General features: G+C 53.8%; 20 protein-coding genes. 5 read left to right on the plus strand and 15 right to left on the minus strand.

Annotation, left to right across the window (positions count from 1 at the left end; translation table 11 throughout):
• Window positions 1-139 precede the first annotated feature (139 nt).
• Window positions 140-670, minus strand: coding sequence for a single-stranded DNA-binding protein SSB1 (gene ssb1, locus ACLD3P_RS11255; RefSeq protein ID WP_000168322.1), 531 nt, complete (start codon window positions 668-670; stop codon window positions 140-142).
• Between the two features lie 247 nt (window positions 671-917).
• Here ssb1 and uvrA point away from each other — a divergent pair, with 247 nt between their 5' ends.
• The 3 genes from uvrA (at window position 918) to ACLD3P_RS11270 (ending at window position 4655) form a co-directional block, all read left to right on the plus strand.
• Window positions 918-3743 (plus strand): excinuclease ABC subunit UvrA, encoded by a 2826-nt coding sequence (gene uvrA / locus ACLD3P_RS11260; RefSeq protein WP_000357722.1) that lies wholly within the window; start codon window positions 918-920, stop codon window positions 3741-3743.
• A 131-nt stretch (window positions 3744-3874) separates the two neighbouring features.
• Window positions 3875-4330, plus strand: coding sequence for a hypothetical protein (locus ACLD3P_RS11265; protein WP_080232228.1), 456 nt, complete (start codon window positions 3875-3877; stop codon window positions 4328-4330).
• Window positions 4317-4655 (plus strand): hypothetical protein, encoded by a 339-nt coding sequence (locus ACLD3P_RS11270; RefSeq protein ID WP_024797335.1) that lies wholly within the window; start codon window positions 4317-4319, stop codon window positions 4653-4655. Before ACLD3P_RS11265 ends, ACLD3P_RS11270 begins: the two co-directional genes overlap by 14 nt.
• On the opposite strand, the gene ACLD3P_RS11275 is transcribed toward ACLD3P_RS11270, so the two are convergent.
• The 6 genes from ACLD3P_RS11275 to dnaB all read right to left on the minus strand — a co-directional run bounded on the left by ACLD3P_RS11275 (window position 4656) and on the right by dnaB (window position 10365).
• Window positions 4656-5012 carry an MmcQ/YjbR family DNA-binding protein gene (locus ACLD3P_RS11275; protein ID WP_000155665.1) on the minus strand — a complete coding sequence of 119 codons (357 nt, stop codon included), beginning with the start codon at window positions 5010-5012 and terminating at the stop codon, window positions 4656-4658.
• Between the two features lie 2 nt (window positions 5013-5014).
• Window positions 5015-5431: a secondary thiamine-phosphate synthase enzyme YjbQ gene (locus ACLD3P_RS11280; RefSeq protein ID WP_000270392.1), complete on the minus strand. Its 417-nt coding sequence runs from the start codon at window positions 5429-5431 to the stop codon at window positions 5015-5017.
• A 128-nt stretch (window positions 5432-5559) separates the two neighbouring features.
• Window positions 5560-6273 carry an acid phosphatase AphA gene (gene aphA, locus ACLD3P_RS11285; protein ID WP_000724435.1) on the minus strand — a complete coding sequence of 238 codons (714 nt, stop codon included), beginning with the start codon at window positions 6271-6273 and terminating at the stop codon, window positions 5560-5562.
• A 186-nt stretch (window positions 6274-6459) separates the two neighbouring features.
• The gene (tyrB, locus tag ACLD3P_RS11290) at window positions 6460-7653 is read right to left on the minus strand and encodes an aromatic amino acid transaminase (RefSeq protein ID WP_000486913.1); all 1194 of its coding nucleotides are present in this window, start codon (window positions 7651-7653) and stop codon (window positions 6460-6462) included.
• 185 nt (window positions 7654-7838) lie between these two features.
• The gene (gene alr, locus ACLD3P_RS11295; RefSeq protein WP_001147297.1) at window positions 7839-8918 is read right to left on the minus strand and encodes an alanine racemase; all 1080 of its coding nucleotides are present in this window, start codon (window positions 8916-8918) and stop codon (window positions 7839-7841) included.
• Window positions 8919-8949: 31 nt separating this feature from the next.
• A complete protein-coding gene (gene dnaB / locus ACLD3P_RS11300; protein WP_000918353.1) occupies window positions 8950-10365 on the minus strand; it encodes a replicative DNA helicase in 1416 nt (471 codons plus the stop codon).
• A 64-nt stretch (window positions 10366-10429) separates the two neighbouring features.
• Between dnaB and ACLD3P_RS11305 the strand changes: the two genes are divergently transcribed.
• Window positions 10430-11413: a quinone oxidoreductase gene (locus ACLD3P_RS11305; protein ID WP_000235555.1), complete on the plus strand. Its 984-nt coding sequence runs from the start codon at window positions 10430-10432 to the stop codon at window positions 11411-11413.
• Between the two features lie 174 nt (window positions 11414-11587).
• Here ACLD3P_RS11305 and pspG read toward each other — a convergent pair whose 3' ends face one another.
• The 3 genes from pspG to ACLD3P_RS11320 form a co-directional block, all read right to left on the minus strand.
• Window positions 11588-11830, minus strand: a complete 243-nt coding sequence (gene pspG / locus ACLD3P_RS11310; protein WP_000891417.1) for an envelope stress response protein PspG — start codon at window positions 11828-11830, stop codon at window positions 11588-11590.
• A gap of 167 nt (window positions 11831-11997) precedes the next feature.
• The gene (gene dusA, locus ACLD3P_RS11315) at window positions 11998-12996 is read right to left on the minus strand and encodes a tRNA dihydrouridine(20/20a) synthase DusA (protein WP_023201668.1); all 999 of its coding nucleotides are present in this window, start codon (window positions 12994-12996) and stop codon (window positions 11998-12000) included.
• Window positions 12997-13083: 87 nt separating this feature from the next.
• Window positions 13084-14394, minus strand: a complete 1311-nt coding sequence (locus ACLD3P_RS11320) for a conjugal transfer protein TraF (RefSeq protein WP_131046698.1) — start codon at window positions 14392-14394, stop codon at window positions 13084-13086.
• 246 nt (window positions 14395-14640) lie between these two features.
• Between ACLD3P_RS11320 and zur the strand changes: the two genes are divergently transcribed.
• Complete coding sequence (gene zur / locus ACLD3P_RS11325; RefSeq protein ID WP_131046699.1) at window positions 14641-15156, plus strand: zinc uptake transcriptional repressor Zur; 516 nt, start codon at window positions 14641-14643, stop codon at window positions 15154-15156.
• A gap of 99 nt (window positions 15157-15255) precedes the next feature.
• Here zur and ACLD3P_RS11330 read toward each other — a convergent pair whose 3' ends face one another.
• The 5 genes from ACLD3P_RS11330 to ACLD3P_RS11350 form a co-directional block, all read right to left on the minus strand.
• Complete coding sequence (locus ACLD3P_RS11330) at window positions 15256-15465, minus strand: CsbD family protein (RefSeq protein ID WP_001030592.1); 210 nt, start codon at window positions 15463-15465, stop codon at window positions 15256-15258.
• A gap of 21 nt (window positions 15466-15486) precedes the next feature.
• A complete protein-coding gene (locus ACLD3P_RS11335) occupies window positions 15487-15600 on the minus strand; it encodes a hypothetical protein (protein ID WP_001575282.1) in 114 nt (37 codons plus the stop codon).
• Window positions 15597-16922, minus strand: coding sequence for an MATE family efflux transporter DinF (dinF, locus tag ACLD3P_RS11340; RefSeq protein ID WP_001128113.1), 1326 nt, complete (start codon window positions 16920-16922; stop codon window positions 15597-15599). Before dinF ends, ACLD3P_RS11335 begins: the two co-directional genes overlap by 4 nt.
• 178 nt (window positions 16923-17100) lie before the next feature.
• Window positions 17101-17709, minus strand: coding sequence for a transcriptional repressor LexA (lexA, locus tag ACLD3P_RS11345; RefSeq protein ID WP_000646079.1), 609 nt, complete (start codon window positions 17707-17709; stop codon window positions 17101-17103).
• A 108-nt stretch (window positions 17710-17817) separates the two neighbouring features.
• Complete coding sequence (locus tag ACLD3P_RS11350; protein ID WP_000002900.1) at window positions 17818-18186, minus strand: diacylglycerol kinase; 369 nt, start codon at window positions 18184-18186, stop codon at window positions 17818-17820.
• Window positions 18187-18227 lie beyond the last annotated feature (41 nt).

The raw sequence follows: 18227 nt of genomic DNA on the forward strand, positions 1-18227 counted from the left end.
AAGATATGCGCTTCTCTTTTTTGAAAGGGAGACAAAGACAATAATACCAGGTAAGAAAATGCCTGGTTTACACCAGGCATTTCAGCAGACGAGAACTATAGCGAAAATGCAAATAACGCTTTGAGTTTTTTACCAAAAATCAGAACGGAATGTCGTCGTCAAAATCCATTGGCGGTTCGTTAGACGGCGCTGGCGCGGATTGCTGTGGACGCGACTGCGCGCCGCCGCTGAACTGGTTGCCGCCCTGTGGCTGCTGAGGTTGTTGCGGTTGACCCCAACCCCCCTGCTGCTGACCGCCTGCCGGTGCGCCGCCGCCCTGACGACCACCCAGCATCTGCATCACGCCGCCGATCTGCGGAACGTTAATTTCAGTCGTATAGCGTTCCTGGCCACTCTGATCGGTCCACTTGCGGGTACGCAATTGACCTTCGATATACACCTGAGAACCTTTACGCAGATATTCGCCGGCCACTTCCGCCAGTTTGCCGAACATCACCACCCGGTGCCATTCAGTCTGCTCTTTCATTTCGCCGGTCTGCTTATCGCGCCAGGATTCAGAAGTAGCCAGCGTTAAGTTGGCGACAGCGCCGCCACTCGGCATATAGCGTACTTCCGGGTCCTGGCCCAGATTACCAACGAGAATCACCTTGTTTACGCCTCTGCTGGCCATAATTGAGTCTCCTGAATACGTTTCATAAATAGTGTAAACGCGTGAGTGTACCATTTCCACGTAGCATTTTAATAGCTGCGATGCAGGTTCCAGGTCACTCGCGCGAACCTCATATTGTTGCATACTTTAGCTGAAGATGCATTCCAATACTGTATATTCAAACAGGTTAAATTGTGTCATAATTAGCCGTTTCTGCCGTTTGTCCTTCAAACAAACCAGGCATCCGAGTCTCTACCGGGAAAGGTGAATGGATAAGATCGAAGTTCGGGGCGCCCGCACCCATAATCTCAAAAATATTAACCTCGTCATCCCACGCGACAAACTGATTGTCGTGACCGGGCTTTCGGGTTCAGGCAAATCCTCACTGGCTTTCGACACTCTGTATGCCGAAGGGCAGCGTCGTTACGTTGAATCGCTCTCCGCTTACGCGCGGCAGTTTTTGTCGCTCATGGAAAAACCGGATGTCGACCATATTGAGGGGCTATCGCCCGCGATCTCAATTGAACAGAAATCGACATCGCACAACCCGCGCTCTACGGTGGGTACTATTACCGAGATCCACGACTACCTGCGCCTGCTGTTTGCCCGCGTGGGCGAACCGCGTTGTCCGGATCATGACGTGCCGCTGGCGGCGCAAACCGTTAGCCAGATGGTCGATAACGTGCTGTCACAGCCGGAAGGCAAACGTCTGATGCTGCTGGCGCCGATTATTAAAGAGCGTAAAGGCGAACACACCAAAACGCTGGAAAATCTGGCAAGCCAGGGTTACATTCGCGCCCGTATTGACGGCGAAGTCTGCGATCTCTCCGATCCGCCGAAGCTGGAGCTGCAAAAGAAACATACTATTGAGGTGGTGATCGATCGCTTCAAAGTTCGCAACGATCTTTCCCAACGCCTGGCGGAGTCGTTCGAAACGGCGCTGGAATTATCCGGCGGCACGGCGGTTGTTGCCGATATGGATGATGAGAAAGCGGAGGAGCTTCTGTTCTCCGCCAATTTTGCCTGTCCGATTTGCGGCTACAGTATGCGCGAGCTGGAACCGCGTCTGTTCTCGTTCAACAACCCGGCAGGCGCCTGCCCGACCTGTGACGGCCTCGGCGTTCAGCAATATTTCGATCCGGACCGCGTGATCCAGAATCCCGACCTGTCGCTGGCAGGCGGCGCGATTCGTGGTTGGGATCGTCGCAATTTTTACTACTTTCAAATGCTCAAGTCGCTGGCGGAACACTATAAGTTCGACGTGGATGCGCCGTGGGCAAGCCTCAGCGCCAACGTACACAAAGTCGTGCTGTACGGTTCCGGCAAAGAGAACATCGAATTTAAATATATGAACGATCGCGGCGATACCTCCGTGCGCCGCCATCCGTTCGAAGGCGTGCTGCATAATATGGAGCGCCGTTATAAAGAAACGGAATCCAGCGCGGTGCGCGAAGAGCTAGCGAAATTCATCAGTAATCGCCCCTGCGCCAGCTGTGAAGGAACGCGACTGAATCGCGAAGCGCGCCATGTATTTGTGGAAAATACGCCGCTGCCTGCTATTTCCGATATGAGCATTGGCCATGCGATGGATTTTTTCACTAATCTCAAGCTTTCCGGGCAACGGGCGAAAATCGCCGAAAAAGTGCTAAAAGAGATCGGCGATCGCCTCAAGTTTCTGGTGAACGTCGGCCTGAACTATCTCACGCTCTCCCGCTCGGCAGAAACGCTTTCCGGCGGCGAAGCCCAGCGTATTCGTCTGGCGAGCCAGATAGGCGCCGGGTTAGTCGGCGTGATGTATGTGCTGGATGAACCGTCCATCGGTCTGCACCAGCGCGATAACGAACGGCTGCTGGGTACGCTGATTCATCTGCGCAATCTTGGCAATACCGTGATTGTGGTGGAACACGATGAAGACGCCATCCGCGCCGCCGACCATGTGATTGATATTGGCCCCGGCGCGGGCGTTCACGGCGGCGAGGTGGTGGCGGAAGGCCCGCTGGAAGCCATTATGGCGGTACCGGAATCACTGACTGGCCAGTACATGAGCGGTAAACGCAAAATTGAAGTGCCGAAACAACGCGTGCCGGCAAATCCAGAAAAAGTGCTCAAACTCACCGGCGCGCGCGGCAACAATCTGAAAGATGTGACCCTTACGCTACCGGTAGGGCTGTTTACCTGTATCACCGGCGTCTCGGGTTCCGGTAAATCGACGCTGATTAACGACACGCTGTTCCCCATCGCCCAGCGTCAGTTAAACGGGGCGACTATCGCCGAACCGGCGCCGTATCGGGATATTCAGGGGCTGGAACATTTCGATAAAGTGATCGATATCGACCAGAGCCCGATCGGGCGCACCCCGCGTTCCAACCCGGCGACCTATACGGGCGTCTTTACCCCGGTTCGCGAGCTTTTTGCTGGCGTGCCGGAGTCTCGCGCGCGCGGCTATACGCCAGGGCGATTCAGCTTCAACGTGCGCGGCGGTCGCTGCGAAGCGTGCCAGGGCGATGGCGTCATTAAAGTCGAAATGCACTTTCTGCCGGATATTTACGTGCCGTGCGACCAGTGCAAAGGCAAGCGCTATAACCGGGAAACGCTGGAGATTAAGTACAAAGGCAAGACCATCCACGAAGTGCTGGATATGACCATTGAAGAAGCGCGTGAGTTCTTTGATGCGGTTCCGGCGCTGGCACGTAAGCTGCAGACGCTGATGGACGTGGGACTGACCTATATCCGTCTTGGTCAGTCGGCGACGACGCTTTCCGGCGGCGAGGCCCAGCGCGTGAAGCTGGCGCGCGAACTGTCGAAGCGCGGCACCGGGCAGACGCTGTATATTCTCGACGAGCCGACCACCGGCCTGCACTTTGCCGATATTCAGCAGTTGCTTGACGTTCTGCATCAGTTGCGCGATCAGGGCAACACCATCGTGGTGATCGAACACAACCTGGACGTCATTAAAACGGCGGACTGGATTGTCGACCTCGGCCCGGAAGGCGGCAGCGGCGGCGGCGAAATTCTCGTCTCCGGTACGCCGGAAACCGTGGCGGAGTGCGAGGCGTCGCATACCGCCCGCTTCCTTAAACCTATGCTCAAATAACCTTCACGCCGCTTTCCGATTCGCCGGGAAGCGGCATCATTTTTCCTCATCCCGCCTCATTGTATCCGTGTTGAGCATTTGTGATTTGCGTGCCGCCTAGCTCTGACATGTGATAGCGCAAACGGTCTGTTATGGAAAACACCATGAAGTTGCCCTACGCAATCACACTACTGCTGTGCCTGTTTTTATCCGCCTGTACGCTGCCTGACCGCTTTAGCGCCGTGGCTTTTCAACAACTGACGCTATTACAAGCGCGCTCAACCCGCTTCCTGCAGGACGCGGCGCGAATACCGTGGCAAAAAGAGACACTGCTCAAGGATGACCGCGATATCCGCCAGACATTTTTTCAGGCTGAGCGGGTCGCCTGTCAAGGTGGGGATAAACACCGACTCGAAAATCTGGCGCTGCTGAAAAATCACTATTTGCGTCTTTATGCGCGGGTTATACAACGTAAGCAACCACTTACTTACATCCAGGCTGAGAGATACCAACAGCAAAATAATCAGGTCTGGAAATTAGCCATACAGGGTGAGTGTCTGCATTGGGGCGCACGCTGTACTCAGGGAGAAGAAAATGGCGTCTATTAACGAAATACATAACCTGATGACCACCGCCCGGGCCGAACACCCTGTAGCCTCCTCGACGATGGCCGAGTTTATCCAGGCGTATAAGCAGGCAAGAGAAGACAGCGACGACGCTATCCGCGAGTCCGCCGCGTTTATCGCCCGCGCGCTTCAGGAACATGCTCGCGGCTGGCTGGACGACGACGATATGATTATTCTGCTGGAAGGACAGCGGGACCTCGCCAGGCTACGCGCCAATAATGCACAAATCGCCCTCGGCAGCCGTATCCGGTCTACGGTCATCCGCCTCATTGATATCGCCCTGGCGTTGTCGGTCGGCGCGCTATAATCAGGACTGCGGCAACTGCTTGCGTTTATCTTCCGGCAGCGCATTTACCGCCTGTTGATAAGAGGCATCGACCAGATAATAGAGTTGTGAATCCGGCAGCGATCCGTCCAGATAGACCGTGCTCCAGTGCGCTTTATTAAGGTGCCGACTCGGTCGTACATCGCTGTGCTGCTGACGTAACAACTCTGCCAGTTCCGGGCTGGTTTTGAGAGAGGCTGCCGGGCGTCCTTCAACTTCTTTTACCATCGCGAAAAGTACATCTTCCACTTTAATTTGCGTCGCTTTCCAGTCGCTGTGGACGCTCTGCTCTGCGCCAGGTTTTGCCATGCAGTATTGCAGTAATTCCGAAATGGTCATTATCATTCCCCTTGTAGTGTCGCGATGATTTTACGTGGACCGCCGTGAATACGGTGCTCTCCCAACCAGATACCTTGCCATGTTCCTAACTGTAAACGCCCCTGGCGTACAGGCAGCAGCAACGAGACGCCCAATACTGACGACTTAATATGCGAAGGCATGTCATCCGCGCCTTCGTAATCATGTTCATACGCCGCATTATCGGGAACGGTTTTCAGGAAATGGCGCTCCATATCAGCGCGCACGGTGGGATCGCAGTTTTCGTTTAGCGTCAGCGAGGCCGAGGTGTGTAGCAACAACAGATGCAGCAAACCCGTTTCGACAGGCGGTAAGCCAGACAATTTATCGATAATTTCATCTGTTATCAGATGAAACCCGCGCGGCTTCTCGCTCAGTGTAATGGTGCGCTGATACCACATAGGCTGCTCCTTCCTAAAAACAAACGTCTCCTGAATAGTGTGCAGCAAGTCTGGAAAAGGTAAAAGCCAGCGGGGCAAGTTTGTGCAAAAATCATGCAAAAAAGGAGAGCCTGTCGCTCTCCTGATTTTTAGTACTCCGAGTTGACAATGACTTCCTCGCCAAACGCTCCTGCCTGCGGCAGCGGTTTGTAGGTGGAGTTAGCCGCGCGCAGGATGCGAATACCGCGGATACCACAATCACGAGCCGCGGTAATATCGTTATCCGAATCGCCGTAGAAGATACGCATGTTCTTCTCCTGCAGCCACTGTACTTTCGTATTTTGTTCCGGTTTATCGCCGGCGAAAATCACCGGATTCATATTCGCCGCCGGAATATGGAAGTTATCCGCCAGCGTTTTCGACACGGTTTCCGTTTTCGTCTGACTACGACCAGTGACAAAGTAAATACTGTCGCCACGGCGAACATGCATATCAATGAGCTGTCGGGCCACTTCTTTTGGAATACTGAACTCATCCCAGCCGTTGTTCATTTTTTCCCAAAAGGCCGGATTTTTCAGATAATCGTCGCTGTCCGGGGAGTAGGTTTTCTTTCCGCGCCAGAATCCGGGGCTGGAAAATAACACGGTGTCGTCAATATCAAAGCCGACCGCCATCGGCGGGCGTCCGGTGAGGCTGTTTTCAATCTGGGCGACAGAGACCCAATGGACAGGCGCTTGTTCCGCGAGTTTTGCAACGTTAGTGCCCGGATTGAGCGTCGAAGGGGAAGATACTAACGCATTCGCGGAATGGTTTAGCGTAAACAACAAACAGACGGCACTCAGCGCCAGGGTTATTTTTTTCATGCTTTTCCCTTAAAATTCAGAATATTATAGTTATTAAGATGAGTCTTTGCTCAAAAAACTATCTGACCATAACGCCAGTAACGGTCAAAAGGAAGGATTATCTGCGGTTTTGTTACGAAAAAAGAGGATGATCACAACAGCTATTGTCAGGCCGGAGGGCACTGTTATCGCCGTCCGGCCTGAATATTACATGACAGCGGCAAATGCCTTCGCCACGCGGTGTACATTTGAATCATTAAGCCCGGCGACACACATGCGGCCACTGGCAATCAGGTAAACGCCAAACTCATCGCGCAACCGCTCGACCTGCTCCTCGCTTAACCCGGTATAGCTGAACATACCGCGCTGCTCTAACAAGTAATCAAAGTTGCGGTCAGGCATCTCCGCCTTCAGCTCCTTCACCAGCGTCTGGCGCATCGATATAATGCGGTTACGCATCGCGTCGACTTCCGCCAGCCAGCTCGCTTTTAACGCCTCATCGCCCAGGACCGTAGCGACCACCTGAGCGCCGAAACACGGCGGACTGGAGTAAATTCGGCGCACCGTCGCTTTTAGCTGTCCCAGAACCCGCGCGGCGATTTCGGCATCTTCACACACCACGGACAGGCCGCCGACGCGCTCGCCGTACAGCGAGAAAATCTTCGAAAAAGAATTACTGACTAACGCAGGTAACCCGGCGCTGGCAATGGCGCGAATAGCGTAAGCATCCTCATCCATGCCTGCGCCAAACCCCTGATAGGCAATATCAAGGAACGGAATCAGATCGCGCGCTTTCACTATTTCAATCACCGCATCCCATTGCGAAGGCGTTAAATCCGCCCCGGTCGGGTTGTGACAACAGGGGTGCAGCAGCACGATACTGCGCGCAGGTAACGTATTCAGCGTGGCCAGCAGATCGTTAAAACGGATGCCGTTAGTCGCGTCGTCATACCAGGGGTAAGTACTCACTTCGAATCCTGCCCCGGCAAATATCGCAATATGGTTTTCCCAGGTGGGGTCGCTCACCCATACGCCTGCGTCGGGGAAATAACGCTTCAGGAAATCCGCGCCCACTTTCAGCGCGCCGGAACCGCCTAATGTCTGGATAGTGGCCACGCGCTGTTGCTGAAGAACCGGGTGATCGGCGCCAAAGAGCAAAGGCGCGATAGTATGGCGATAAGTATTGAGTCCTTCCATCGGCAGGTACAGCGAAGCGCCATGCGGCTGCGCGTTAAGCCGGGCTTCGGCTTCGGCCACCGTTTTGAGCTGTGGGATAATCCCGTCTTCGTTGTAATACAGGCCAATGCTCAGATTTACTTTGTCGTGACGGGAGTCGTCTTTAAAACGCTCCATCAGTGAAAGAATCGGATCGCCGGCATAGGCGTCAACTTTTTGAAACACGCGATGGTTCTCCAGGTTTACAGAGGGCAGGAAATAACACAATAAACCGGAAGGACGAGAAGATCGAGAGGATGTTGTGGTGGATGCGCATATTACCGGATAGCGGCGTGAACGTCTTATCCGGCCTACAGCCAATGCGCGATACAAGCCGGATAAGCGCAAGCGCCACCCGGCCCGCCGCGTATTTAATCAATATACTTCATCGCCACCCTTGAGGTCAGGCGCGTGATAAGTTCGTAAGCACTTACTTTTGTCATTTCAGCGATACGTTCAACCGGCAGACCTTCACCCCATAAGACCACCGGATCGCCCGCGTTATCCTGCGCGTTTGGCCCCAAATCCACGCAAATCATATCCATCGCCACCCGCCCGACAATCGGGACTTCACGACCATTGACCAGTACTGGCGTACCGGAAGGCGCCGCTCGTGGGTAGCCATCGCCATAACCCATCGCCACTACGCCCAGGCGCGTGTCGCGCTCACTCACCCATGTCCCGCCGTAACCCACCGGTTCGCCCGCTTTGTGGTCACGCACCGCGATCAAACTGGAGGTTAAGGACATCACCGGCTGAAAACCAAAATCCGGCCCCCAGGGTTTGTGTTCCAGCGGCGATACGCCATACAAAATGATGCCCGGACGCGCCCAGTCAAAGTGAGACTGCGGCCACAGCAGAATACCGCCAGACGCGGCAATAGAGCGCTGCCCGGGTTTACCCTGACAGAAGGCATTAAAAATGTCGAGCTGATGTTCGGTAGCGCCGCATTCCGGCTCATCTGCACGGGCAAAATGGCTGACGATATTCACCGGCTGGCGTACATTTTTACAGTGCGTCAGACGCTGGTAGAACGCCTCCGCCTCTTCGGGACGCACGCCGAGACGATGCATACCGGTATCCAGTTTCATCCAGACCGTTACCGGCTCCGCCAGCTCCACCGCCTCCAGGGCGGCAAGCTGCTCCTGATTATGTACGGCGGTATGCAGACATTGCGCGGAAATGGTCGGCAAATCGGCGGCGTCGAAAAAACCCTCCAGCAGCAGGATAGGCTGCGTGATCCCGCCCGCTCGCAGACGTAGAGCCTCTTCAAGACGCGCCACGCCAAAAGCGTCAGCATCAGGGAGCGTTCGCGCGGTCTCCAGAAGACCGTGTCCATAAGCGTTCGCTTTCACCACCGCAACCAGCTTACTGGCAGGCGCCAGTTCACGCAGACGTTGCAGGTTGTGTCGCAGAGCGCGGCGGTTAATGACGACTGTTGCCGCTTGCATTTGAATTCCTTGTTAACAGAATGACGGAGAGTTACTCATCATCGTATTGCGGTCCCGCATAGTTATCGAAGCGCGACCACTGACCATTGAACGTCAGACGAACCGTACCGATAGGACCGTTACGTTGCTTACCAATAATAATTTCAGCAATGCCTTTTAAGTCGCTGTTCTCGTGATAAACCTCATCACGGTAGATAAACATAATTAAGTCGGCATCCTGTTCAATAGAGCCGGATTCACGCAGGTCGGAGTTCACCGGACGTTTATCCGCGCGTTGTTCCAGAGAGCGGTTAAGCTGTGATAGCGCCACGACCGGCACCTGGAGTTCCTTCGCCAGCGCTTTCAACGAGCGGGAAATTTCGGCGATTTCCAGAGTACGGTTATCAGAAAGCGACGGCACGCGCATCAATTGCAGGTAGTCGATCATAATCAGACTTAACCCGCCATGTTCGCGGAAAATACGCCGCGCGCGCGAACGGACTTCTGTCGGCGTAAGACCTGAGGAGTCGTCAATATACATATTGCGTTTCTCCAGCAGAATGCCCATCGTGCCGGAGATTCGCGCCCAGTCTTCATCATCGAGTTGACCGGTACGAATACGTGTCTGATCGACGCGGGACAGCGAGGCCAGCATACGCATCATGATCTGTTCGCCGGGCATCTCCAGACTGAAGATCAGTACCGGTTTATCCTGCAACATCGCCGCATTTTCGCAGAGGTTCATCGCAAAAGTGGTTTTACCCATGGAGGGACGCGCCGCGACGATAATCAAATCCGAACGCTGTAACCCTGCCGTCTTTTTATTGAGATCCTGATAGCCGGTATCCACGCCTGTAACGCCATCGTGCGGTTGCTGGAACAACTGCTCAATACGCGCCACGGTAGCGTCGAGAATCTGGTCGATGCTTTTCGGACCTTCGTCTTTGTTGGCCCGGTTTTCCGCGATCTGGAAGACGCGCGACTCCGCCAGATCCAGCAGTTCGTCGCTATTACGCCCCTGTGGATCGTAACCAGCGTCCGCAATTTCATGCGCCACCGCGATCATATCGCGGACCACGGCGCGTTCGCGCACAATGTCCGCATAAGCACTGATGTTCGCCGCGCTTGGCGTATTTTTAGACAACTCCGCCAGATAGGCGAAGCCGCCGACGCTGTCCAGTTGGCCCTGCCGCTCCAGCGATTCCGCGAGCGTAATCAGGTCGATAGGACTGCCGCTTTCCTGCAAGCGCCCCATCTCCGTAAAGATATGGCGATGCGGACGGGTATAGAAATCTTCCGCCACCACGCGCTCGGCCACATCGTCCCAGCGCTCGTTATCCAGCATTAAACCGCCCAACACCGACTGTTCCGCTTCAATCGAGTGCGGCGGCACTTTTATCCCGGCAACCTGCGGATCGCGGTCGCGGGCATCAGTCTGTGGTTTGTTGAAGGGTTTATTTCCTGCCATAGTGAATGGAGTTACCGAGATAGTGATTGGGTCGAAAGATTACCACATTTCTTTTGGAGGAAGCATGGCAACGCGTATTGAATTTCACAAGCATGGTGGTCCGGAAGTGCTTCAGACCGTGGAGTTTACGCCAACGGAACCGGCGGAACACGAAATCCAGGTTGAGAACAAAGCCATTGGTATCAACTTCATCGACACCTATATCCGTAGCGGACTCTATCCTCCCCCGTCGTTGCCTGCGGGCCTGGGAACCGAAGCTGCGGGTGTGGTCAGTAAAGTCGGCAACGGCGTGGAGCATATTCGCGTGGGCGATCGCGTCGTCTACGCGCAGTCAACGCTCGGCGCTTACAGTTCTGTCCATAACGTCCCCGCAGATAAAGCCGCGATTTTACCTGACGCCATTTCCTTCGAACAGGCGGCAGCCTCTTTTCTCAAGGGGTTGACCGTTTTTTACCTGTTGCGCAAAACCTATGAAGTGAAACCCGACGAACCCTTCCTGTTTCATGCCGCTGCGGGCGGCGTCGGTCTGATCGCCTGCCAATGGGCGAAAGCGCTGGGCGCGAAGCTTATCGGTACCGTCGGTAGCGCGCAAAAAGCGCAGCGGGCGCTGGACGCCGGCGCCTGGCAGGTAATTAATTACCGTGAGGAGAGCATTGTCGAACGGGTAAAAGAGATCACCGGCGGCAAAAAAGTCCGCGTGGTCTATGACTCCGTGGGGAAAGATACCTGGGAAGCCTCACTGGACTGCCTGCAACGTCGGGGACTGATGGTCAGTTTCGGCAATGCGTCCGGCCCCGTCACTGGCGTGAATTTAGGTATTCTGAATCAGAAAGGCTCCCTGTATGCCACGCGACCTTCACTACAGGGGTATATTACGACGCGTGAAGAACTGACCGAAGCCAGCAATGAATTGTTCTCATTGATCGCCAGCGGCGTGATTAAAGTTGATGTGGCTGAAAATCAACGCTATGCGTTAAAAGATGCCCGTCGCGCGCATGAGGTGCTGGAAAGCCGGGCCACACAGGGCTCAAGCCTGCTGATTCCGTAATAGCTCTGCAAAGAAATTGGGCTTCCACCCGGGAAGCCCTTTCTTTTTTTGTTCGGCTGTATGTAGGGTACAGCGCGATGAATTCGTTACCTGCGCAATCATGACAGATTTAATAATCGATTCCTATTTGCCTGTGAGGGCAAAGTTCCAGGTTGTGACGAACCGCTCAATACCTTAGTAAAACCGACGGTTATTGCGCTGATACTGTGGGATTTTTGGCGTTTTTACTGCTTTGATCACCCACACCACAGCCACCGCCAGCAGTAGCCACGGTAACAGCTTGATCATCAGGGCGAACATTCCGCCCAGGAACATGACGGCAGTCGCTACAACCAGCGCGGTCAGAATGCCCAGCAAGGAGACGCCCGTCACCATTAACATCAGAAAAAAGCCAAGCACAAAAAGTAGTTCCAGCATAGTCGCTCCCCATAGAGATGGCATTGCCCGGCGGCACGGCGCTTACCGGGTTTGGTCAGGTAAGCTATTACAAAAATCATGCCAATATTTATGTTTTTGATATATAAAGAAAACGCCCTGCAAGACCGCACAGAGCGTAGTGAGATTGACTAATTTTTGGCGAACTTTTAACGCTTGTCTGCTACCAGTTTTAGCGCCTGCTCCAGTACAGCAACATCCGCGCCAGCTTTATGGGCGTTTTCGCTCAGATAGCGACGCCACTGCCGCGCGCCGGGGATGCCCTGGAACAACCCCAGCATATGGCGAGTGATATGCCCCAGATACGCTCCCTGGCTCAATTCACGCTCAATATAGGGATACATCGCGCGAACCACCGCAACCGGGTCGGCATCGATGGTATCGGCGCCAAAGATCTCCCGATCCACCGCGGCCAGTATACCCGGATTCTGATAAGCTTCGCGGCCAACCATGACGCCATCCATATGGCGCAGGTGCTCCTTCGCCTCTTCCAGCGATTTGATGCCGCCGTTAATGGACATGGTCAGGTGCGGAAAATCCCGCTTTAGCTGATAGACGCGCGGGTAATCCAGCGGCGGGATCTCACGATTTTCTTTCGGGCTTAAGCCAGAAAGCCAGGCTTTGCGCGCATGGATAATAAACATCTCGCATTCGCCCTGACCGGAAACCGTATTAATGAAATCACACAGAAACGCATAACTGTCCTGATCGTCAATACCAATGCGGGTTTTTACCGTCACCGGAATCGAGACGACATCACGCATGGCTTTAACACAATCGGCGACCAGTTGCGCATTGCCCATCAAACAGGCGCCAAACATACCGTTTTGCACGCGATCGGAGGGGCACCCTACGTTGAGGTTAATTTCATCGTAGCCACGCGCTTCCGCCAGCTTTGCACAATGCGCAAGCTGAGCCGGATCGCTTCCACCAAGCTGTAGAGCGACCGGATGCTCTTCTTCGCTGTAAGCCAGATAGTCACCCTTACCGTGAATAATCGCACCCGTGGTCACCATTTCGGTGTAGAGCAGCGTCTGGCGAGACAGCAAACGCAGGAAATAGCGGCAATGTCTGTCCGTCCAGTCGAGCATAGGCGCGATGGAGAAGCGATAAGCAGGTAAAGCGGAGGACTGGGTTTCAGGCTGCATGGCGAATAAATAAGCATCCGGTTAAAAAAGGGGCGTTACTATAGCATAACGCTAAACCGGAGGCGTAGCGCCTCCGGTGAAAGCACCTCAGAATGTCATTGTAAGCTGCGCGCCTGCCCCCCAGGTTTCATCTTCGCCGTACAGTCCCATTAAATCGAGATGCACACGGTTAAAGGGCGCAAAGCCAAGACCGCCGGTAACCACATTGCTATCGTTATTTTTCACATCCGCACGATACCCTGCGCGCACCGCCAGCCATGACAACGGTCGAACTTCAGCGCCGACACCCACGTACTGTGAATTGTCTTCGCTCTTAAAGCCTTTCGTTTCCGTCAGATCGCCATCGGCACTTACGGTCAGCAAATCGTTATGCCATGCGATGCCCGCGGTAACCAGGGGGCGGATTTGGTATGTATCTTTGTAGTTGGTGGTTTCTCCCGTCATACCATTAGTGATGTAAATATCTTTCGTATCGATATCGCGAGATACCAGATTTTGCCCGCTCAGCCCCAGCGTCCAGTTTTCACCGATATCGGCAGCAAGCCCCGCATCAATGTTAAAACCCGTATTGTCATTGCGATAACGGCTGCTATTCCAGTCGCTACTGTCGTAGTTATAAATTGAGGTGGTGTAGTTATAGAGCCAGGTTTTTTGCAGTTTTGGTGTAACGCCAATGGAAACAGGCACCTCGCCCACCACAAACTGCTTCGCCAGCGCAATACCGTAGTCAGACACAATCGCTACCCGCCCCGACGCGGTAGAGTTTAAATGCTTTGTAATTTCGTCAGACCCCAGCAAAGCAGCGCGTCCTGCTTCACGAAGCGCGACACGTTCATCATGCTGGATATCGCGCAGATACTGAATATCGTTCTGATCAATGGACGAACTCACGCGCCCATGCGCATAACCTTTGGCGATAAACGCCACGGAAAGCGTTTGCCATGGAATACTTACCGCCAACCCGGCGCCGGCATTGGCGCGGGCGGTTTTTCCGTTGAGATATTCCAGCTCATCGGCCAGGTCGCGCGCGGCGCCCTGAAATTGATTCAGCACGCCTCGCGGATTGAGCAGAATTTGCCCCAGCGTAAGGTTATCGACGACCTCATCGTAGTAATCCACTTTATCGCTGATATCGTCAATTTCATCCTGGAGATTGTCTTTATCCGTAATCTGGACGCCGACCGCAGGAAGGACAACAGTGATATTGTCTTCCGGTTTGGCTTTTGCCAGTAACGCCGGATTTAATAGTACTCCGCTGCCATAATTCGCGGACGCGACGCCCGTCCCGCCCATTGCGTCATTACGCGCTTCCGTCCAGGTATTGGCGGCGCTCGCCTGCTTTGCCATAAAAAGCGAGACCGCGATAGCAATCAGTGAAAGTTTGACGTTTTTGTTCACAGTTAGCCCATCTTATTATCAGGTGAAGTAATCCCTCCGCCACGCTTTACCGGACAGAGGCGAACCATTGCTGTGAAATAGTGATGTTAAATCCTGTTGTTATAATATCGACCCTCATTATGTATAGATGAGAATACTGGCGCGGAAAAGCTTAGCAGGCGATATATTGTCGCGGGGTAATTTCAGAGTTTTAAGCAGCTCGTGGTAAAGTAGTGGATTAGACTTTCATGCCATTCGAGGTGCTACATGGAAAAGACCACAACGCAAGAGTTACTGGCGCAAGCTGAAAAACTCTGCGCGCAGCGCAACGTGCGCCTGACGCCTCAGCGCCTCGAAGTGCTGCGCCTGATGAGCCTGCAACAGGGTGCCATCAGCGCATACGATTTGCTCGATTTGCTGCGCGAAACGGAACCACAGGCCAAACCGCCCACCATTTACCGCGCGCTGGATTTTTTGCTCGAACAGGGTTTTGTCCATAAAGTGGAATCCACCAATAGTTATGTGGTTTGCCACCTGTTCGACCAGCCAACGCACAGCTCGGCCATGTTTATCTGCGATCGTTGCGGCGTGGTGAAGGAAGAGTGTGCCGAGGGCGTGGAAGACATCATGCATACGCTGGCGGCTAAAATGGGCTTTGCGCTACGACATAACGTTATTGAGGCGCACGGTCTGTGCCCTGCGTGCGTAGAAGTAGAAGCGTGTCGCCATCCGGACGACTGTGGTCACGATCACTCGGTGCTGGTGAAGAAAAAACCGCGTTAGCCTGAACGGAAAAACGGGCGGCAGTAGAGAGGGGCACGCCCGCATTCATAAGCAAACAGTGGGAAGCACATCCATGTACTCCTGGTAGGAGAAAACATATTACCAGCGATAGTTGTTACGGGTTTCCCAGTCAACAACCTCTTTTTCCGCCTGATCTTTCTGGTAACCGTAACGCTCCTGGATTTTACCTACCAGTTGGTCGCGTTTACCTTCGATAACGGTCATATCGTCATCGGTCAGTTTGCCCCATTGTTCTTTCATTTTACCTTTAAACTGTTTCCAGTTACCGCCGGCTTCGTCTTTATTCATCATCTTGTCCTCATCATTCGGTTAGGAATAGCAGGTGTTATTCGCCCAAATGCACTGCAATTTCTGCTGGACGTGATAATAATTGTAGGCAGGAATTCGGCCTTCGGTTTTATATTCAGAATTTTTAACCGTCACGATCTGGCAAACCATGTACCCTCGCGCCAGTGACGACGCCAGATAAGGCTCAACGACAGACCGCGAAGCGCCAGGAACACGGTTAATGCCAGCCATAAACCATGATTTCCTAATACCGGCAGGGCGAAGAGCGTCAGCGCAAATCCTCCCGCGGCGACTGCCATGCTATTGCGCATTTCGGCGGCGCGCGTCGCGCCAATAAACATACCGTCGAGCAGATAGCACCATACGCCCACCAGCGGTAATACCACCTGCCAGATAAGATACCGATCCGCCAGTAGCTGTATTTGCGGCAATGAGGTCAGTAACGCGACAATATGTTCGCCTGCCAGGGCATAGACTGTGGAAAACAACAAGGCCACAATTCCTGACTGACGACACGCCGCTCGCCAGACGTCCAGTAGCTTGCTACCGTCACGCGCGCCGTAAGCCTGACCGGAGTGCGCCTCCACCGCATAAGCAAAACCGTCCAGCGCATAGGCCGTAAAGGTGAGTAAGGTCATCAGGACTGCATTTACCGCGATAATATCGCTGCCCAGCCGCGCGCCTGACACCGTGATTGCGCCAAAACAAAGCTGAAGGAGCAATGAGCGCAGCATAATATCGCGATTGAGCGCCAAAAGGCGGCGCACGTTGCCGCGCCAGGCCTGTTTTAGCATATCCAGCGACACACCGCGGAGATGGAGAACTTTACGTACCATCATGAGGCCGATCAGTAACGTGGCATATTCTGCGATGACCGTCGCCAGGGCGGCGCCCTGCACGTTCATATGAAGTCCCATCACCAGCCACAGGTCGAGCGCGATGTTGAGGATATTGCCCACGACCAACAAGATAACCGGCGCCCGCGCATACTGAACGCCTAACAGCCAACCGAGCAGCACCAGATTCGCCAGTGACGCGGGAGCGCTTAGCCAACGAATTTCAAGGAAGCGTCTCGCCTGCACCAGGACAGCGTCGTTCCCGCCGACAATATGTAAAGCCAGCTCGATAAGCGGCGTGCGAAATAGCACAATCATCACGCCTGCGCCCAGCGCCAGCAATAACGGTTGAATGAGCGCCCGGGCTAACGCCTGCGGATTTTTGGCGCCAAATGCCTGCGCCGTTAGGCCGGTGGTGCTCATACGTAGAAATAGCAGCAGCATGAAAAGAAAGCTGGTGGCAGTCGCGCCCACCGCCACGCCGCCCAGGAAAACCGGGCTGTCCAGATGACCAATCACCGCCGTATCGACCAGCCCCAGTAAGGGGACGGTGATGTTAGAAAAAATCATCGGCAGCGCGAGACGCCAGAGAGCTTTATCAGAGGAGGTAAAAAGCGGCATGGAGAAAAGCCTGACAAGGAGTTAAACGAAACGAGCGCATTGCCGGATGGCGACGTAACGCCTTATCCGGCCTACAAATTAATCATCTCAGGAACTGCATTCCCGTAGGCCTGATAAGCGCAGCGCCATCAGGCTGCACGATTGCCGGATGACGGCTTACAAGGAGATTAAAAAGAGATTACAACCATTCCCCGTTGCGAATGACGCCTACCGCCAGCCCTTCAATCGTAAAGCTTTGTTCGCGCAGATCCACCACTATCGGTGTAAACTCGCTGTTTTCCGGCAGCAGCTCCACTTTATTGCCCTGCTTTTTCAGGCGTTTTACTGTCACTTCATCGTCAATGCGAGCGACAACCACCTGGCCATTACGGACGTCCTGCGTTTTATGTACCGCCAGCAAATCCCCATCCATAATACCGATGTCTTTCATCGACATACCGCTCACTCGCAGCAGGAAATCGGCGCTGGGTTTGAACAGTGAAGGATCGACCTGGTAATGGCCTTCAATATGCTGCTGCGCCAGAAGCGGTTCACCCGCCGCGACACGCCCGACAAGCGGTAATCCGTCCTCTTCTTCCTGTAACAGACGGATACCTCGCGATGCGCCGGAAACGATTTCAAGCACCCCTTTGCGCGCCAGCGCTTTAAGGTGTTCTTCCGCAGCGTTTGGGGAACGGAACCCCAAACGCTGCGCGATTTCCGCACGCGTCGGTGGCATACCTGTCTGGCTGATGTGATCCCGGATGAGATCAAACACCTCTTGTTGCCTGGCCGTTAACGCTTTCATTCCGCCCCCTGGGTGTATATACAGTCATGCTGTGAGTATATACAGTTAAAGGTGATTTTGGAACCACAAACGGCGCAAAAAACAAGAGATTTATAAAATTTGGAACCTTTATCGAAAATGTGACCATAACAGGATGCCCCAGGTCATCAGGGCAACGAAAATAGACAGTAGCACCGCAGCCGATCCCATATCTTTCGCACGGCCGGAAAGCTCATGGTATTCAGAACCGATGCGGTCAACGACCGCTTCAATAGCGCTGTTGAGGATTTCAACAATCATGATAAGTAAAACGGAACCTATCAATAACACACGGGTAATCGCATCCACATCCAGCCAGCAGGCGATGATGACGCCCAGCAATACCGCGATACTTTCCTGGCGAAACGCCGCTTCGTGAGTCCATGCGGCGCGAAATCCTTTCCAGGAATATCCTGCCGCTTTGATAATTCTGGTGAATCCAGTGGTATTATTGGCCATCAAAAGAACCTTTTTACATTATTAACGTCAATGACATTATA

Origin of the sequence: Salmonella sp. 741265073_HBA (assembly GCF_046569105.1) — a bacterium.
Classification (GTDB): domain Bacteria; phylum Pseudomonadota; class Gammaproteobacteria; order Enterobacterales; family Enterobacteriaceae; genus Salmonella; species Salmonella enterica.

What these genes read in the sequence shown, in the direction of transcription:
- ssb1 (WP_000168322.1), bottom strand. Translation starts at nt 670, where the DNA reads ATGGCCAGCAGAGGCGTAAACAAGGTGATTCTCGTTGGTAATCTGGGC.
- uvrA (WP_000357722.1), top strand. Translation starts at nt 918, where the DNA reads ATGGATAAGATCGAAGTTCGGGGCGCCCGCACCCATAATCTCAAAAAT.
- ACLD3P_RS11265 (WP_080232228.1), top strand. Translation starts at nt 3,875, where the DNA reads ATGGAAAACACCATGAAGTTGCCCTACGCAATCACACTACTGCTGTGC.
- ACLD3P_RS11270 (WP_024797335.1), top strand. Translation starts at nt 4,317, where the DNA reads ATGGCGTCTATTAACGAAATACATAACCTGATGACCACCGCCCGGGCC.
- ACLD3P_RS11275 (WP_000155665.1), bottom strand. Translation starts at nt 5,012, where the DNA reads ATGACCATTTCGGAATTACTGCAATACTGCATGGCAAAACCTGGCGCA.
- ACLD3P_RS11280 (WP_000270392.1), bottom strand. Translation starts at nt 5,431, where the DNA reads ATGTGGTATCAGCGCACCATTACACTGAGCGAGAAGCCGCGCGGGTTT.
- aphA (WP_000724435.1), bottom strand. Translation starts at nt 6,273, where the DNA reads ATGAAAAAAATAACCCTGGCGCTGAGTGCCGTCTGTTTGTTGTTTACG.
- alr (WP_001147297.1), bottom strand. Translation starts at nt 8,918, where the DNA reads ATGCAAGCGGCAACAGTCGTCATTAACCGCCGCGCTCTGCGACACAAC.
- dnaB (WP_000918353.1), bottom strand. Translation starts at nt 10,365, where the DNA reads ATGGCAGGAAATAAACCCTTCAACAAACCACAGACTGATGCCCGCGAC.
- ACLD3P_RS11305 (WP_000235555.1), top strand. Translation starts at nt 10,430, where the DNA reads ATGGCAACGCGTATTGAATTTCACAAGCATGGTGGTCCGGAAGTGCTT.
- pspG (WP_000891417.1), bottom strand. Translation starts at nt 11,830, where the DNA reads ATGCTGGAACTACTTTTTGTGCTTGGCTTTTTTCTGATGTTAATGGTG.
- dusA (WP_023201668.1), bottom strand. Translation starts at nt 12,996, where the DNA reads ATGCAGCCTGAAACCCAGTCCTCCGCTTTACCTGCTTATCGCTTCTCC.
- zur (WP_131046699.1), top strand. Translation starts at nt 14,641, where the DNA reads ATGGAAAAGACCACAACGCAAGAGTTACTGGCGCAAGCTGAAAAACTC.
- ACLD3P_RS11330 (WP_001030592.1), bottom strand. Translation starts at nt 15,465, where the DNA reads ATGAATAAAGACGAAGCCGGCGGTAACTGGAAACAGTTTAAAGGTAAA.
- dinF (WP_001128113.1), bottom strand. Translation starts at nt 16,922, where the DNA reads ATGCCGCTTTTTACCTCCTCTGATAAAGCTCTCTGGCGTCTCGCGCTG.
- lexA (WP_000646079.1), bottom strand. Translation starts at nt 17,709, where the DNA reads ATGAAAGCGTTAACGGCCAGGCAACAAGAGGTGTTTGATCTCATCCGG.
- ACLD3P_RS11350 (WP_000002900.1), bottom strand. Translation starts at nt 18,186, where the DNA reads ATGGCCAATAATACCACTGGATTCACCAGAATTATCAAAGCGGCAGGA.